This window comes from Cupriavidus sp. 05N40 (assembly GCF_056397305.1).
On the sequence record NZ_JBFTND010000079.1, the window covers coordinates 1 to 16,081 of the forward strand.

The window sequence follows — 16,081 nt, forward strand, 5'->3', positions numbered from 1 at the left end:
GCTCAACGGCAACTTCCGCTACCAGCTCTACGAGAAGTACTGGCCGCTGGCGCGTTCGGACAGTTTCTCGCTCTGATCCGGCGCCAGGCCACGCCGCTGGCGGCTAGCTGCCGCTCGCCTGCGGCGCCGGCAGCCGCGCGCGGCCGTGCTGCCGGAATGCCGTCGGCGTCTGCCCGACCTGCCGGGCGAAGAAGCGCGCGAAATACGCCGCATCGGAAAAACCCAGCGTGGAGGCGATCTGCTTGATGTCGAGATCGCTGTAGAGCAGGTCACGCTGTGCTTCCACCACCAGGCGCGAGTGAATCAATTGCAGTGCGCTGCGCCCGGCCAGTTGCTGGCAGATGCGGTTGAGCTGGGTAGGCGAGATGCCAAGCGTGGCGGCGTAGCCGGCGAGGTCCTGGTGCTGGCGGAAACGCGCTTCCACCAGTTGCTGGAATTGCTGGAAGTGGCGCGCGGTGCGGCCTGCAGGCTGCGCGCTGGCCTCGCCCGCTACGGAGATCCGGCGGGCGATACCGACCAGCAGCAGCGACAGCAGTGCCGACAGCGCGGCACCGCGCCACAGCGAGACCGTATTCATCTCCGCGCGAAACAGGCCAAGCGCCCCGGCCAGCACGGTGGCGTCGCTCGCATTCTCGCCGGGGCGTGCTTCGGCGGCTTCGAAGCTGGCGTGATAGGGCCGCTCGAACAGCGGCAGCGTGTCCGGCACGCCGGCCAGCAGGGTGTGGAGGTAATGGTCCGTCATGGTGATGACGATACCGTCCACGTCCGGGGTGAAGCGAAAGCCGTGCACGCAGCGCGGCGGCACGGTTACCACGGTGCGGTTCGCGAGCGGATATTCGCGGTCGTCGAGCAGTGCCCGGCCGCCGCCCTGGTGCACGTACAGCACCTGGAAAAAACGCTCGTGGCGGTGCGGCTTGATTTCCCAGTCATTGACGCCGCTGCGCTCGGGGATCGACTCGAAATGCAGCTGTTCCAGGAGCGGCTCGTTCGAGTTGACGCCGTAGAGAGAGTAGGTCGGGACGGTTTTCATGAGGCGGGGGCGGGCACCGGAGCTGCAATTGTCCCGCCCCGGGCAGGGGGCTGTCCATCCGCGCCGCGGATCAGGATCCCCGCCGGGCCTTACTGGTCTGCCCGGGCCCCCGACTTGCGCACGATCTCCGCCCACTTGTTGCCTTCGGCCACCGTATAGCGGGCAAATTCCGCGGGCGACGATCCCACCGGCTCGGCGCCCATGTCGGCGTACTGCCGTTGCACATCCGGCTGGCGCAAGGCCTGCGCCGCGTTCGCCGCCAGTTTTTCCACCACCGGGGCGGGCGTGCCGCGCGGCGCCCACAGGCCATACCACGTGCTGATATTGAAGCCCGGCAGGCCCGATTCGGCCACCGTGGGCACATCCGGCAGCGCGCGTGCGCGCTTGAGCGTGGTGACCGCCACCGCGCGCAGCTTGCCGGCCTTGATAAAGGGCATGGCGGACGGCATCGAATCGAACATCAACTGGATCTGTCCGCCCATCAGGTCGGTCAGCGCGGGCGAGCTGCCCTTGTACGGTACGTGCTGCATGGAGACATGGGCGGCGATCTTGAACGATTCGCCGGCCAGTTGCTGGGCCGAGGCATTGCCGGCTGAGCCGAAGTTGAGGCTGCCGTTGCGTGCCTTGGCATAGGCGATCAGGTCGCGCACGGTCTTGACCGGCGAGTCGTTGTTGACCACCAGCACCAGCGGTACGTCCGCCAGCTGCGTGACGGGCACGAAATCGCGGAAGGCGTCGTAGCGCATCTTGGCGTAGATGCTCGGGTTGATCACGTGCAGGGAGGCGTTGGCAAGCAGCGTATAGCCGTCCGGCGTGGCCTTGGCCACGCCCTCGGCGCCGATCATGCCGCTCGCGCCGGGCTTGTTGTCGACCACCACGGTCTGGCCCAGCGTGTCGCCCATCCTGACGGCGACCACGCGGGCCAGCAGGTCGGTGGGGCCGCCCGGGGGATAGGGCAGGACCATGCGGATCGGACGCTGTGGGTAGTCGTCGGCGGCGCGCGCGGGGGCCGCGCCGAGGGCGGCGACGGCCGTGGCGGCGCCCGCCAGCAGCGCTAGCCGGATCACGGCCCGGCGGGGCGCGTGGGGTTGGGAAGGCTGGGATGGCTCGATGCGGCTCTGCATGTTTCTGTCTCCTTGATTCTTATAGCGACTTTGCCAACGACCTGGCGGGCTTCGAGCGCGTGCAGCGCCTCGGCCAGCCCGGTCATCGGGAATACCTTCGATACGGTCGGGCGTATCTTTCCTGCACCGGCCCAGGCGTACAGCGTCTGCATCACCGCCTGCAAGGCGGGCGCGTGCTGCGCGCGTTCGTTGGCCGGCGTCCAGCCGATATAGCGGCCGACGAAAAAGCCGTGCAGGGTCAGGTTCTTGACCAGCATGAGGTTCAGCGGTGCCTGCGGGATGCGCCCGCTGGCGAAGCCGATGCTGAGCAGCCGCGCATTGGGCGCGGCCGCTCGCAGCGCCTGATCGAACAGATCGCCGCCCACCGGGTCGACCACCACGTCGGCGCCGCGTCCGCCCGTCACGCGCTTGACGGCCGCCGCCAGGTCTTCGGGGGCAAGCGCGTGCGCCGCACCGCGCCGCAGCGCTTCCTCGCGCTTGGCCTCGGTGCTGGCGCAGGCAATCACCTGCGCGCCGAGCTCGCGGGCGATCTCCACCGCCGCCAGGCCGACGCCGGCACCGGCGCCCAGTACCAGCACGGTTTCGCCGGGCTGCAGCGCGCAGCGCCATACCAGGCCGCAGTAGGCGGTGCCGTAGGACAGCGGGACCGGCAGCGCCTGCAGCGCGTCGACTTCATCTGGTATGGGGTAGACCGTGTATTCGGGCAGGCACACCTGTTCGGCAAAACAGCCCCAGTCGGCAATCGCCACCACGCGGTCGCCGGGGCGCAAGCGTGTCACGGCCGTGCCGCAGGCGACCACGCGGCCCACCGCCTCGGTGCCCGGCACGAAGGGCAGCGGCGGCCTGGTCTGGTAGCGCCCGGCCACCATCAGGCCGGTGGCGTGGCTGACGCTGGCATAGTCCACGGCCATCACCACCGCATGCGGGTCGATGGCCTCGGGTGCGGGAATGTCCGCCACGCGCACGTCTTCCGGCGCGCCGAACTGGTCGCAGAGCAGGGCGCGCATCATGCTTCGGTGCCCGTTGCCGGCGCCGCCTGCCGCACCACGCCGGCAGCCAGGTAGCGGTCGAGATGATCCTGGGTCACGCCCCATTCCCGCAGCACGGCCTCGGTGTGCTCGCCGATGCGAGGCGCGGCGCCGGCCAGCCGGCGCAGGCTCCTGGCGGGAATGCCGGCGAACGGCAGCATGCCGAGGCCCGGCTGGTCGATCTGCTGGAAGGTGCCCTGCTGCACTGCCTGCGGATGGTCCAGCACCTGCCGGTGGTCGCGCACCGGCGCGTGGAGGACATCGTGCGCCTGGAACACGCCGAGCCAGTGCGCCGTGCTTTCGCGGGCCAGGCAAGCCGCCACCGCGTCGCGCAGCCAGCCGGCATGGGCCATGCGACTGGCATTGTCGGCAAAGCGCGGGTCCGCCGCCCAGCCGGGCTGGCCGAGCGCCTGGCAGAGCCGGCCGAACTGCGCATTATTGAGGGCGAGCAGGGTGAGGTTGCCGTCGCGGGTGGAGAACACGCCGTTGGGCGCACTGACCGGACCGGCCGCCGCCGTGCCCTGGATGGCGTATTCGAGGATATTGTTGGCCTGCAAGGCACAGCAGGCGTCGAACAGGCTCAGTTCCACATGGGCGCCGGTGCCCGCCGTGCGGAAGCGCCGGCACAGGGCGGCGGCGCAGGCCTGCGCCGCGTAGAGGCCGGTAGCGGCATCGGCCAGCAGCATGCCGATGCGGCGCGGCGTACCGTCGGCAAGGCGGTTGGTGAACATCAGGCCGCTGTCGGCCTGCATGACCGAGTCCGAGGCGGGGTGCTCCGCATAGGGGCCATCGGCGCCGTAGCCGCTGATGGAGACGTAGACCAGCGCAGGATGGCGCGCGGCCAGCGCGRCATAGCCCACGCCCAGGCGCTCGGCCACCCGCGGCCGGAAGTTCTGCACCACCACGTCCGCCTGCAGGGCGAGGTCGAACAGCAAGGCCTTGCCGGCGTCGGTCGCGGCATCGATGCAGACGCCGCGCTTGCCGCCGTTGTAGGCCACCGACAGCGCGCTGTGGTCGCCGCGCACCACGCCGACATGCCGGCCCCAGTCGCCCGCGGGCGGATCGACCTTGATGACCTCGGCGCCCTGTTGCCACAGGATATGCGCGCAGTACGGCCCGGCAATGCCCTGGCTGATGTCGAGCACGCGCAGGCCGGCAAACGGCAGGTCGGCAAGCGCGGCCGAAGGCGGTGCGGAGGAGGGAGCGGTTTGCGTGAGTTGTGTCTGGGCCATCGTTATCGCGCCGGGAATCGTCAGGTGGCTGGGGATGGCTTATGCTAAGGCGTAGCTCCCGCCGTAACAATCCGCCAAACTGTGCCATCCGTGTTGATTCATGATTGACAATACTCTCGGGCAACTCGACCTGAACCTGATCCGGCTGTTTGTCACGCTGGTCGAATCGAAGACCCTCACGGCCGCCGCCGCGCGTGGCGGCATGACCCGCTCCAACGTTTCGCGGCGCCTCAAGGCGCTGGAGCAGCATATGGGCGCGCAACTGATGCGCCGCACTACCCGGCATGTCGAACTGACCGAGGCTGGCCGCCTGCTCTATGGCCACGGCGTGCGCATGCTGGACGAACTGCAGGCCGCGGGCGCCTCCATCGACAGCCTGGGCCAGAGCGTGCGGGGCGACGTGCGCATCCGCCTGCCAACGGGCCTGGGCCATCTCTATCTGGCGCAGGTGCTGCTGGACTTCGCGCGGCAGTTCCCGGCGATCTCGCTGCGGGTGCTGATCAATGACTACATCGGTGACCTGGTTTCCGCGGAAGTGGACGTGGCGCTCAAGATCACCTCGCAGCCCCCGGACGACCATGTGGCCCGCAGGATCTGCGCGGTGGGCTGGTGCCTGTGCGCGTCATCGGAGTTCCTCGCGCGGCACGGTCCGGCAGGCAGCGCCGAAGACCTGGCCCGCTGCGACCTGATCGCGCCCGCCTCCCTGGGCCGGCGCTTCGACCTCAAGCTGAAGATGGCCGGCACGCAGCTGATGCTGCGCGTCGCGCCGCGTATCCAGTCGGGCGACTATCCCTTCCTGGTCGAGACGGTAACGGGCGGGCTCGGCATCGCCTTGCTGCCGCGCTACGCCGTGTGGCGCCAGATCGCGCGCGGCGAGCTGGTCGAAGTGCTGCCGCAGTACGAACCCGAAGGCGTGGGCGACAGCATCTATATGCTGACCGCGCCCAATCGCTTTCCGACGCTGGCCACGCGCACGCTGATGGATTTCATCCGGGCACGGCTGGAGAGCCAGGCCGGCAACTGGGCTGGCGGGAAGGGGGAGACGGAAGAGGGGAGGGAAACGGGAGGAATTGCAATTGCCGGAACCCGGACAGGTTCCGACGAAGAGAGCCGGCGGACCGTGGACGGCCCGCCGGATGGTCCCTTTACTGCGGACCCAGCTTCTTGATCAGCGCGTCGAGCAGCGCGAGTTCCTGCTCGTCCAGGTCCGTCAGCGGCGCGCGCACCGGACCCGCATCATGCCCGACCAGCTTGGYGCCGGCCTTGACGATGCTCACGGCGTAGCCGGCGCGGCGGTTGCGGATATCCAGGTACGGCAGGAAGAACTCGTCGATCAGGCGGTTGGTGGTGGCGTGGTCGTCGGCTGCGACGGCGCGGTAGAAGTCCATCGCCGTCTTGGGGATGAAGTTGAACACCGCCGAGGAGTACACCGGCACGCCCAGCGCCTTGTAGGCGGCAGCATAGACTTCCGCGGTCGGCAGGCCACCCAGGTAGGACAGGCGGTCGCCCAGCTTGCGGCGGATGCGCACCATGTGCTCGATCTCGCCCACGCCGTCCTTGAAGCCGATCAGGTTGGGGCAGCGGTCGGCCAGGCGTTCCAGCATCTCCGCATTGATGCGCGAGTTGCCGCGGTTGTAGACGATCACGCCGATGCTGACCGACTTGCAGACTTCCTCGATATGGTTGGCAATGCCGTCCTGGCAGGCTTCGGTCAGGTAATGCGGCAGCAGCAGGATGCCCTTGGCACCCAGGCGCTGTGCTTCCTTGGCATAGGCGATAGCCATGCGGGTCGGGCCGCCCGCGCCCGCCAGGATGGGTACCTTGCCGGCGCAGGTCTCCACCGCGGTGCGGATCACATTGGAATAGTCGTCCGGGGTCAGCGAGAAGAATTCGCCGGTACCGCCCGCGGCGAACAACGCCGTGGCGCCGTAGGGAGCCAGCCATTCGAGGCGCTCGACATAGGTGTCGGGACGGAAGTTGCCTTGCGCGTCGAAGTCGGTCACGGGGAAGGAAAGCAGGCCTTCCGAGACGATCTGCTTGAGTTCTTGTGGTGTGGTCATGATGGCTGGTCCTGAGCGCCGCAAGGGCAAGGGTTAGGTCAGTTGGCTCCGAGTGCTTCCCGGCGGGTCGCACATCCTTGAGATATGTCATCGTACAACTGAGATTGGATTTGTGCAAGTGGATTTGTCACCTGGGACGTTCATTTGCAAAGATGAGGGCACGGGGACGGCGGCGGTCGCTAGTAGCTTGCGGCTGGGGGCGGGCAGTCGCACGGCAGGCCGGCAGTCCTGTGCAGGGCGGTGAAAGCTGGCTGAAAGCCTTGTGCGGTAAGGCTTCCCGGAAGCGTTCGAGTTCCGGGCCGCGCGCCTCGGCGCGGGCCAGGCCTTCGATCAGGCCTCCGATCCGCTAATCCAGCTTTCCTCGGGTAAACACTGAGCAGCATGGCTGAACCCCGTGCTTATAATTCCGGTCATACGATGACATATCACGAGGCCGGCAGCAGGCCCGAGATGGCCCGCACCGGATGGTTGGGCTTTTCTTCGCGCTGCCGGCCCTGCCGGAGACCCCATGAATCTCAGCAATACCTTAAGCGTGGCCGGAGCGGCCACCCGCCGCAGCAATGTCCGTTACTGGATCCTGCTGATGATCTTCGTGGTGACCACGGTGAACTACGCCGACCGCGCCACGCTTTCCATCACGGGCCCGGCCATGCGCCAGGAGTTCGGCTTCGACGCCATGCAGATGGGCTTTATCTTTTCTGCCTTCAGCTGGGCTTATGTGATGGCGCAGATCCCGGGCGGCTGGCTGCTTGACCGTTTCGGCGCGCGTCGCATCTATGCCTGCAGCATCTTCCTGTGGTCGCTGTTTACCTTGCTGCAGGGCTTCCTCGGCGTCTTCGCCACGGTCGGCGCGGCCGTCACCACGCTGTTCGTGCTGCGTTTTGCCGTGGGCCTGGCTGAGTCGCCCGCCTTCCCGGCCAATGCCAAGGTCGTGGCGAGCTGGTTCCCCACGGCCGAGCGCGGCACGGCGTCGGCCATCTTCAATTCCGCCCAGTACTTTGCCGCGGTGCTGTTCACGCCGCTGATGGCATGGCTCACGCATGCGCTCGGCTGGCACCATGTCTATATGTGGATGGGCGTGCTCGGCATGGTGCTGGCGGGCCTGTGGCTCAAGGTCGTGCGCAGCCCGGCCACGCATCCGTCGGTGAACCGCGCCGAGCTCGACTATATCGCGCAAGGCGGCGGGCTGATCGAGATGAGCGGCGATGCCGGCAAGGCAAAGGCAAAAGAGCCGGCCGGCGCGCGCTGGTTCTATGTGAAGCAGCTGTTGTCCAACCGCATGCTGCTGGGTGTGTACCTGGGCCAGTACTGCATCAACGTGCTGACGTACTTCTTCCTGACCTGGTTCCCGGTCTACCTGGTGCAGGCACGCGGCATGTCGATCCTCAAGGCTGGCTTCGTGGCGTCGCTGCCGGCCATTTGCGGCTTCCTCGGCGGCGTGCTGGGCGGTGTGATCTCGGATATGTTCCTGCGCCGCGGCTACTCGCTGACGGTGGCGCGCAAGGTGCCGATCGTCGCCGGCATGCTGCTCTCGGTCAGCATGGTGGCCTGCAATTATGTGGACAGCGAGTGGCTGGTGGTGGGCTTCATGGCGCTGGCCTTCTTCGGCAAGGGCATCGGCGCGCTGGGCTGGGCGGTGGTGGCGGATACGGCGCCGAAGGAAGTGATCGGCCTGGCCGGCAGCATTTTCAATATGTTCGGCAATATTGCCGGCATCGTCACGCCGATCGTGATCGGCTATATCCTTGGCACCACGGGTTCGTTCAACGGCGCGCTGGTCTTCGTCGGCGCCAATGCGCTGGTGACCGTGATCAGCTACCTGGTGATCGTCAAGGAAATCAAGCGCGTTGAACTCAAGCACCCCTKAGCGGGGCGCGGCAAGTATCTGGCAAGGAAGAAAGTCATGTCGGTCATCGATATCAAAGTAGAACAGCAAGGCGCCGCGCAGGCGAGCGCGCAGGTGCAGGGCACCCCGCTGTACATCCGCATCCACGAGCAGGACAACGTGGCCATTGTCGCCAATGACGGCGGCCTGCCCGAAGGCACGGTGTTCCCGTGCGGGCTGACCCTGCGCGAGCGCGTGCCGCAGGGCCACAAGGTGGCGCTGTCGGACCTCAAGGCCGGCGACGCCGTGGTGCGCTACAACGTGGTGATCGGCTATGCGCTGCGCGACCTGCCCAGGGGCAGCTGGATCAACGAACGCGTGACCGAGATGCCGGTGGCTCCCGAGTTGCACGACCTGCCTATCGGCACCCGCGCCGCGGCGCCGCTGCCGCCGCTCGAAGGCTATACGTTCGAAGGCTTCCGCAATCCGGACGGCTCGGTGGGCACGCGCAATATCCTGGCCATCACCACCACCGTGCAGTGCGTGGCGGGCGTGGTGGAGCATGCCGTGCGCCGCATCAAGGCAGAGCTGCTGCCGAAGTATCCCAACGTGGACGATGTGATCGGCCTGGAGCACACCTATGGCTGCGGCGTCGCCATCGACGCGCCGGACGCCATCGTGCCGATCCGCACGCTGCGCAATATCGCGCTCAACCCCAACTTCGGCGGTACCGCGATGATGGTGAGCCTGGGCTGCGAGAAGCTGCAGCCCGAGCGACTGATGCCGGCCGGCACCATGCCCGTGCAGACCGGCGCCGGCAGCGTGGAGGTTGGCGTGGTATGCCTGCAGGACGATGCGCACGTCGGCTTCGAGAGCATGATCGACTCCATCATGGCCATGGCGCATACCCATCTCGCCAGGCTGGACCAGCGCCGCCGCGAGACCTGCCCGGCGTCCGAGCTGGTGGTGGGCGTGCAATGCGGCGGCAGCGATGCCTTCTCCGGCGTTACCGCCAACCCGGCGGTAGGGTTTGCCACCGACCTGCTGGTGCGGGCCGGCGCGACGGTGATGTTCTCCGAAGTGACCGAGGTGCGCGACGGCATCGACCAGCTCACCGCGCGCGCCGCCACGCCCGAAGTGGCGCAAGCCATGATCCGCGAGATGGACTGGTACGACCGCTACCTGGAAAAAGGCCGTGTCGACCGCAGCGCCAACACCACGCCCGGCAACAAGAAAGGCGGCCTTTCCAATATCGTGGAAAAGGCGATGGGCTCGATCGTCAAGTCAGGCAGCACCGCCATCACCGGTGTGCTGTCGCCCGGCGAGAAGCTCAAGCAAAAGGGTTTGATCTACGCGGCCACGCCCGCCAGCGACTTCATCTGCGGCACGCTGCAGCTGGCCGCGGGCATGAACCTGCACGTATTCACCACGGGCCGCGGCACGCCCTACGGCCTGGCCGAGGTGCCGGTCATCAAGGTCGCCACGCGCAGCGATCTCGCGCGCCGCTGGCACGACCTGATGGACGTCAACGCGGGGCGCATCGCCACCGGCGAGGCCACCATCGAAGACGTGGGCTGGGAACTGTTCCGCCTGATGCTGGACGTGGCAAGTGGACGCAGGAAGACCTGGGCCGAGCACCACAAGCTGCACAATGCGCTGGTGCTGTTCAATCCGGCGCCGGTGACCTGAAGCCGGGCGCGCGGCACATCTTCAAGGGCATCATCCGGGACACCGGTCCCGGATGCCTTTACATTGGCCCGGCGCCCACCTTAAATGAGGATGGTTCTGTTCTCCGCCTGGCCGCACAAGTGCACGACCTGTTGCCAAGAAACGCCGCGCAAGCCCTTACAAAAAGACCCCGCCCGCCTCCAGCGCTTTTCCCCTTCAGTTCGCCATGCCGGAGCCGGAGCAGGGCACGCTTCGCGCACGTTCGCCGGCCACGCGGCTATTTCCTGAATCGGGGAATCACGTCGCGAGGTGCATCATGGCTGACCTGTCCAGTGAACTGGTGGAAGGATTGAGGGCGAAATTGCGGGGCCGGGCACTGCTGCCGGGCGAGGCGGGCTACGACGAGGCCCGCCAGATCTGGAATGCGATGATCGACCGGCGTCCCGCGCTGATCGTCAAGGCCCGCTGACTTCGACCACGAAGCGCAGGCCTTCGGCCTGGCCACGCCGCTCGGCATCAATTCGACCACCGGCGTGGCCGGCCTGACCCTCGGCGGTGGCTTCGGCTGGATCAGCCGCAAATTCGGTACCACGGTCGACAACCTCACCGGCGCGCACGTGGTGACGGCCGACGGCAAGATGCTGCGTGCCAGCGCGGGCGAGCATGCCGACCTGTTCTGGGCCATCCGTGGCGGCGGCGGCAACTTCGGCGTGGTGACGATGTTCGAGTTCGCCCTCCACCCGGTCGGGCCCGAGATCTACGGCGGGCTCATCGTCTACCCGCTGGAGCAGGCTGGTACCGTGCTGCAGGCATTGCGCGACCGCTTTGCCGGCATGCCCGACGATCTGACCGTGTGGGCGGTGCTGCGGCAGGCGCCGCCGCTGCCGTTCCTGCCGCCGGAGACGCACGGCAAGCCCATTGTCGCGCTGGCCATCTGCTATGTCGGTCCGGTGGAGAACGGCCCGCAACTGGTCGCGCCGCTGCGGCAGCTCGGCACGCCCTATGGCGAGCATGTGGGGCCCATGCCCTTCGCTTCCTGGCAGCAGGCGTTCGATCCGCTGCTGACGCCGGGCGCGCGCAACTACTGGAAATCGCATAACTTCGCCGGGCTCGACGATGGCCTGATCACGCTGCTCACCGACTATGTCGGCAAGCTGCCATCGCCCCATACCGAGATCTTCATCGGCGCCATGGGCGGGCAGACCAACCGCGTGGCGGCGGATGCCACGGCCTATGCCAACCGCGACGCGAACTTCATCATGAACGTGCACGGCCGCTGGACCGACGCGGCGGACGATGATGCTTGCGTGGCCTGGTCGCGCGAGGTCTTCGCGGCAGCGGCGCCGTATTCGCTTGGCACGGTGTACGTCAACTTCCTCACGCAGGAGGAGGGCGATCGCGTCGGTGCGGCCTACGGGCCGAACTATGCGCGGCTCGCCGAGGTGAAGGGGCGCTACGACCCGACAAATCTGTTCCGGCACAACCAGAACATCAAGCCGTCCTGAGGCGACGGACCGCCATGCCACTCGCTTGTCCCGCCCGGGCAGGCGAGTGACGGGGCGTTGTGGAGAAAAATACGCAATTAACGCCCAGGTTTTTTTATCAAACGCCAATCACCTGGCTAGCAGGATCGGCGGGGAGAAGCGGAATGGAGAGCGCGGAGAGGTCCTGGGGGCGGGAGCCCCCTCACTGGGCTGCGTTGCACTGCGCTGCGCTGGGCTGAACCGCACTGCGCCGCACCGAACCGCACCGAACCGCACCTGCCGATTCAAATCAACCGCGCCCCCGGCCACGCCCCGGACATCACGATATTGCGTACCGATTGCCGCACGGTCTGCATGATGTCCCACAGTTCCGGCACGGGCGGCCGGTTGCGTGCCGTGGCCAGCGCCACCTGGCGCGTCACCACGGGATCGACCAGGCGGGCGGAGTGCAGGCGCCCCTGCGCCACACGGTCGGCCACCGCGGCAAACGGCAGCAGCGTGGCGCCGCAGCCGTCTTCCACCAGGCGCATCGATACCGTGTTGGATGCATCGCACTCCAGCGCAAGCTGCAGGGCGGTGCCGGCCCGCGCGGCCAGCGATTCCGCCAGCACGCGCAGGCCGTGCCCGGTGCTCGGCAGGATCAGCGGCACTTCGCCGAGCCGGCGCACGGCAAAGGTCGGGCCGAGGTGGCTCCACGAAGTCGGCGTGACCAGCGTCAGGTCTTCCTCGAGCAGGATGTCGACCTTCAGCGCGCCTTGCTGCTCGGGCAGGTAGAGCAGCGCCACGTCGATCTCCCCGGCGGCGAGCCAGGCCAGCACGGGGCTGGCCAGCCCTTCGACGAAGCGCACCTTGGTGGCGGGAAAGCGCTGCTTGAGCGCGGTGCCGATGCTGGCGAAGGCGGTATTGGCGATGGTGGGCTGCGCGGCGATCACCAGTTGCGTGGGTCCCTGCGCAGATGATGCGCGGATGGCTTCGCGCGCCTCGGCCAGCGTGGATGCGACCTGGCGCGCGTAGACGATCAGCGTCTGCCCGGCTTCGGTCAGTACCACGCCGCGTCCGCTGCGGTGGAACAGGCGGGTGTCCAGCGCGGCTTCCAGGCGCGCGATCTGCCGGCTGACGGTGGACTGGTCGGCCCCCAGCTCCAGCGCCGCCCGCGAGATGCTCTGGGTGTTGGCCACGCAGACGAAGCAGGCCAGGTCTTCCGAGTTCAGCGCGTTGCTTGTCATCGGGGACCCGTGGCCTTTCCCTTCGCGCGCGCCATCAGCCCTTGGCCGGCTTGTCGCCGATGGCGTGGCCGGACATATGCTCGAGCGCGCGCACCAGCCCGGAGTGGTCCCACTTGGCACCGCCGAGCGCGCCACAGACATTGAACAGCTGCTGGCAGGAGGCGGTATTGGGCAGGCTCACGCCCAGCTTGTGCGCGGTGGACAGCGCCAGGTTCAGGTCCTTCTGGTGCAGTTCGATGCGGAAACCCGGGTCGAAGGTGCGCTTGATCATGCGCTCGCCGTGCACTTCGAGGATGCGCGAGCTGGCAAAACCGCCCATCAGTGCCTCGCGCACGCGAGCCGGATCGGCGCCGGCCTTGGCGGCCAGCACCAGGGCTTCGCCCACGGCCTCGATGGTGAGCGCCACGATGACCTGGTTGGCGACCTTGGCTACCTGGCCGTCGCCTACGGCGCCCACCAGCGTGATGTTCTTGCCCATCAGCTTGAGCAAGGGCAGCACGCGGTCGTACACGTCCTGCTTGCCGCCGGCCATGATCGACAGCGTGGCGGCCTTGGCGCCGACTTCGCCGCCGGATACCGGGCCGTCCACGTAGTCGCAGCCCAGCGCCTCGATCTTGCCCGCGAACACGCGCGTCTCGATGGGCGAGATGGAGCTCATGTCGACCACCGTCTTGCCCTTGGAGAGGCCTTGCGCCACGCCGTTCTCGCCGAACAGCACGCGCTCCACGTCGGGCGTGTCGGGCAGCATCAGGAAAATGATCTCGCTCTGGCGTGCCACCTCGGCGGCATCGGCGCAGGCTTGCGCGCCGGCGTCCAGCAGGGCCTTGGGCGCACCGCTGCGCGAATGCACGTAGAGCGTATGGCCGCCGGCGACCAGGTGTTGCGCCATCGGCGTGCCCATCACGCCCAGTCCGATGAATCCGATCTTGCTCATGTCAGTCCTCTCTTCATGTGCGCCGCGCCGGGGCGCGGCGCAGCGTCAGGTTGTTGCCGTGCCTCAGGCGGCGAAGCGGTCGCGCAGCGCCTGCGTGGCATTGCGGAAGATATTCTGGTCCAGGCCCACCGCCACGAAGGCCGCGCCCATGTCGAGATAGCGGCGCGCGTCGGCTTCCACCGGGGTCAGCGTACCCACGGCCTTGCCGGCCTGCCTGGCGGCCTCGAAGATGCGAGCCACCTGCGCCTGCACTTCGGGGTGGTTCGGGTTGCCGAGGTGCCMGCAGGCAGCAGCCAGGTCGGATGGCCCGATGAATATGCCATCCACGCCATCCACCGCGCAGATTGCCTCCACCGCGTCCACGCCTTTCTGGCTCTCGATCTGCACCAGCACGCAGATATTGTCGTTGATCTGGCTGAAGTACTCCGGCACGGTACCGTAGCGGTTGCTGCGCTGGACCATCGACACGCCGCGCACGCCGGCTGGCGGGTAGCGCGTGGCGCTGACCGCGCGCGCGGCCTGCTCGGCGCTTTCCACGAACGGGATCAGGAAATTATAGAAGCCGATATCCAGCAGGCGCTTCATCAGCACCGGGTCGTTCACGGGCGGGCGCACCACCGGCGCGCTCACGCTGCCTTGCAGGGCCATCAGCTGCGGGATGAAGGTCAGCACGTCGTTGGGCGAATGCTCGCCGTCGAGCAGCAGCCAGTCGAAGCCGGCCAGGCCCAGGATCTCGGTGGTGGTGGCGTTGCCCAGCGAGCACCAGCAGCCGATCAGGCGCTTGCGCGCCAGGATGTCGGCGCGGAAGCGGTTGGGCAGGGGGGAGGGCAGCAGCGAGTTTGGCAGCGATGGCATGAGGGCAATGTTTCCTGGATCAGTAGGTGCGATAGGGGGCCGCCGGGCGGGGCGTCAGCCGGTGATGCCGATTTGCCACGGCGCGAATTCGTGGTCGCCCAGGCCGAGCAGCTCGCTCTTGGTGCGCAGCCCCGAGGCCGCGGCGAGAATCTGCGCGAAGATCCGCTCGCCCATCTGCCCGATGGTCGCGGTGCCGTCGAGGATCTCGCCGCAGTTGATGTCCATGTCTTCCTCCAGCCGGCGGTACATCGGCGAATTGGTGGCGAGCTTGAGCGAGGGCACCGGCTTGGCGCCGAACATCGAGCCGCGGCCGGTGGTGAAGCAGATCAGGTTGGCGCCGCTGGCGATCTGGCCGGTAGCGGAAACCGGGTCGAAGCCAGGCGAATCCATGAAGACAAAGCCCTTCTGCGTGATGGGCTCGGCATAGCGGTACACGCCCATCAGCGGCCCGGTGCCGCCTTTCATGGATGAACCCAGCGATTTCTCGAAGATATTGGCCAGCCCGCCGGCCTGGTTGCCCGGGCTCACGCGGCCGTTGATCTGCACGTCGCGGCCGACGGCGTAGACATCCTTCCACCAGCGGATGCGTTCGACCAGTTTCTCGCCCACCTCGCGGCTGGCCGCGCGGCGCGTCAGCGTGTGCTCCACGCCGTAGATCTCCGGCGTCTCGGACAGGATCGCGGTGCCGCCGTGGCGCACCAGGATATCCATGGCCGCGCCCAGTGCCGGGTTGGCGGTGATCGAAGAGAAGCTGTCCGAGCCGCCGCACTGCAGCCCGATGCTCAGATGGCTGGCCGACACGGGCTGGCGCGCCACGCGGTTGGCATCGGGCAGCAGTGACTGCACCGCGGCCACGCCGGCGGCGATGGTCTTGCGGGTGCCGCCGGTGTCCTGCATGGTGAAGGCGTGCAGGCGCGGGCCGGTTTCCAGCCCTTCTGCCTTGAGCAGGGCATTCACCTGGTTGCGCTCGCAGCCCAGTCCCACCACCAGCACCGCGGCCAGGTTGGGGTGGCGCATATAGCCGGCCAGGGTCCGCTGCAGCATGGCCATCGGCTCGCCGCTCATTTCCATGCCGCAGCCGGTGCTGTGGGCAAAGGCCACCACGCCGTCCACATTGGGGTAGCCGGCCAGGCGCTCAGGCGTGAACCACTCGGCGATCTTGTGCACCACGGTGGCGGAGCAGTTGACGGTGGCCACCACGCCGATGAAGTTGCGCGTGGCCACCCGGCCGTCGTCGCGCACGATGCCGTCGAAGGTGGCCTGCTCGGCCTCGGGCAGCATGGCCACGGGAACGAAATCGCGCGCGTGCGCATAGTCGCGGTCGAACTCGCGGAATTCGATATTGTGGCCGGACACCAGGGTGCCCGGCGCGATATCGGCGCCGGCAAAACCGATCGTCGTGTTGTACTTCAGGATCGGCTCGCCCCTGGCGATCGGGCGCGCGGCGATCTTGTAGCCGGCCGGCACCTGGCTGCGGATGGTGAAGGCCTCGCCCGGCACGGGCATGCCGATGCCGAGCTCGGTGCGGGCGATCAGCACATTGTCCTGCGCATGCAGGCGGATCACCGGGGCGGCGGGGGCGTGCGGGGCGGCTTGGCTGGTGGCGGTCACTGCG

General features: G+C 67.7%; 11 protein-coding genes and 2 pseudogenes. 4 read left to right on the forward strand and 9 right to left on the reverse strand.

Annotation, left to right across the window (positions count from 1 at the left end):
* Positions 1-103: 103 nt before the first annotated feature.
* The 4 genes from AC1DO7_RS19190 to AC1DO7_RS19205 all read right to left on the reverse strand — a co-directional run bounded on the left by AC1DO7_RS19190 (position 104) and on the right by AC1DO7_RS19205 (position 4,414).
* Positions 104-1,030, reverse strand: a complete 927-nt coding sequence (locus AC1DO7_RS19190) for a helix-turn-helix domain-containing protein (RefSeq protein ID WP_441643295.1) — start codon at positions 1,028-1,030, stop codon at positions 104-106.
* An 89-nt stretch (positions 1,031-1,119) separates the two neighbouring features.
* Positions 1,120-2,154, reverse strand: a complete 1,035-nt coding sequence (locus AC1DO7_RS19195) for a tripartite tricarboxylate transporter substrate binding protein (protein WP_441615217.1) — start codon at positions 2,152-2,154, stop codon at positions 1,120-1,122.
* A complete protein-coding gene (locus AC1DO7_RS19200; protein WP_441615424.1) occupies positions 2,094-3,161 on the reverse strand; it encodes an NADPH:quinone oxidoreductase family protein in 1,068 nt (355 codons plus the stop codon). The genes AC1DO7_RS19195 and AC1DO7_RS19200 overlap by 61 nt, the downstream gene beginning before the upstream one ends.
* Positions 3,161-4,414 carry a CaiB/BaiF CoA transferase family protein gene (locus AC1DO7_RS19205; protein WP_477116447.1) on the reverse strand — a complete coding sequence of 418 codons (1,254 nt, stop codon included), beginning with the start codon at positions 4,412-4,414 and terminating at the stop codon, positions 3,161-3,163. Before AC1DO7_RS19205 ends, AC1DO7_RS19200 begins: the two co-directional genes overlap by 1 nt.
* A 100-nt stretch (positions 4,415-4,514) precedes the next feature.
* On the opposite strand from AC1DO7_RS19205, the gene AC1DO7_RS19210 reads away from it, so the two are divergent.
* Positions 4,515-5,582 carry a LysR family transcriptional regulator gene (locus AC1DO7_RS19210; RefSeq protein ID WP_441615221.1) on the forward strand — a complete coding sequence of 356 codons (1,068 nt, stop codon included), beginning with the start codon at positions 4,515-4,517 and terminating at the stop codon, positions 5,580-5,582.
* Here the strand turns inward: AC1DO7_RS19210 and kdgD are convergent.
* Positions 5,560-6,474 (reverse strand): 5-dehydro-4-deoxyglucarate dehydratase, encoded by a 915-nt coding sequence (gene kdgD, locus AC1DO7_RS19215; RefSeq protein ID WP_477116448.1) that lies wholly within the window; start codon positions 6,472-6,474, stop codon positions 5,560-5,562. The genes AC1DO7_RS19210 and kdgD overlap by 23 nt on opposite strands.
* A 583-nt stretch (positions 6,475-7,057) precedes the next feature.
* Here kdgD and AC1DO7_RS19220 point away from each other — a divergent pair.
* From AC1DO7_RS19220 to AC1DO7_RS19230, 3 genes and pseudogenes are all read left to right on the forward strand, one after another.
* A pseudogene (locus tag AC1DO7_RS19220) lies at positions 7,058-8,320 on the forward strand (MFS transporter); the annotation flags it as partial.
* A 114-nt stretch (positions 8,321-8,434) separates the two neighbouring features.
* On the forward strand, positions 8,435-9,988 hold the full coding sequence (garD, locus tag AC1DO7_RS19225; RefSeq protein ID WP_441615425.1) for a galactarate dehydratase: 1,554 nt from the start codon (positions 8,435-8,437) through the stop codon (positions 9,986-9,988).
* Between the two features lie 295 nt (positions 9,989-10,283).
* Positions 10,284-11,472: pseudogene (locus tag AC1DO7_RS19230) on the forward strand (FAD-binding oxidoreductase).
* A 263-nt stretch (positions 11,473-11,735) separates the two neighbouring features.
* On the opposite strand, the gene AC1DO7_RS19235 reads toward AC1DO7_RS19230, so the two are convergent.
* From AC1DO7_RS19235 to AC1DO7_RS19250, 4 genes are all read right to left on the reverse strand, one after another.
* A complete protein-coding gene (locus AC1DO7_RS19235; protein WP_441615229.1) occupies positions 11,736-12,677 on the reverse strand; it encodes a LysR family transcriptional regulator in 942 nt (313 codons plus the stop codon).
* Positions 12,678-12,711: 34 nt separating this feature from the next.
* Positions 12,712-13,611, reverse strand: a complete 900-nt coding sequence (locus AC1DO7_RS19240; RefSeq protein ID WP_441643296.1) for a 2-hydroxy-3-oxopropionate reductase — start codon at positions 13,609-13,611, stop codon at positions 12,712-12,714.
* A gap of 63 nt (positions 13,612-13,674) precedes the next feature.
* Entirely contained in the window at positions 13,675-14,466 is a 792-nt protein-coding gene (gene garL / locus AC1DO7_RS19245) for a 2-dehydro-3-deoxyglucarate aldolase (protein WP_477116449.1), read from the reverse strand.
* Between the two features lie 54 nt (positions 14,467-14,520).
* Entirely contained in the window at positions 14,521-16,077 is a 1,557-nt protein-coding gene (locus AC1DO7_RS19250; protein ID WP_441615235.1) for a UxaA family hydrolase, read from the reverse strand.
* Positions 16,078-16,081: the final 4 nt, after the last annotated feature.

Bases quoted from the DNA above. Each gene is read 5' to 3' on its own strand.
- AC1DO7_RS19190 (WP_441643295.1), bottom strand. From the start codon at position 1,030: ATGAAAACCGTCCCGACCTACTCTCTCTACGGCGTCAACTCGAACGAG.
- AC1DO7_RS19195 (WP_441615217.1), bottom strand. From the start codon at position 2,154: ATGCAGAGCCGCATCGAGCCATCCCAGCCTTCCCAACCCCACGCGCCC.
- AC1DO7_RS19200 (WP_441615424.1), bottom strand. From the start codon at position 3,161: ATGCGCGCCCTGCTCTGCGACCAGTTCGGCGCGCCGGAAGACGTGCGC.
- AC1DO7_RS19210 (WP_441615221.1), top strand. From the start codon at position 4,515: ATGATTGACAATACTCTCGGGCAACTCGACCTGAACCTGATCCGGCTG.
- AC1DO7_RS19235 (WP_441615229.1), bottom strand. From the start codon at position 12,677: ATGACAAGCAACGCGCTGAACTCGGAAGACCTGGCCTGCTTCGTCTGC.
- AC1DO7_RS19240 (WP_441643296.1), bottom strand. From the start codon at position 13,611: ATGAGCAAGATCGGATTCATCGGACTGGGCGTGATGGGCACGCCGATG.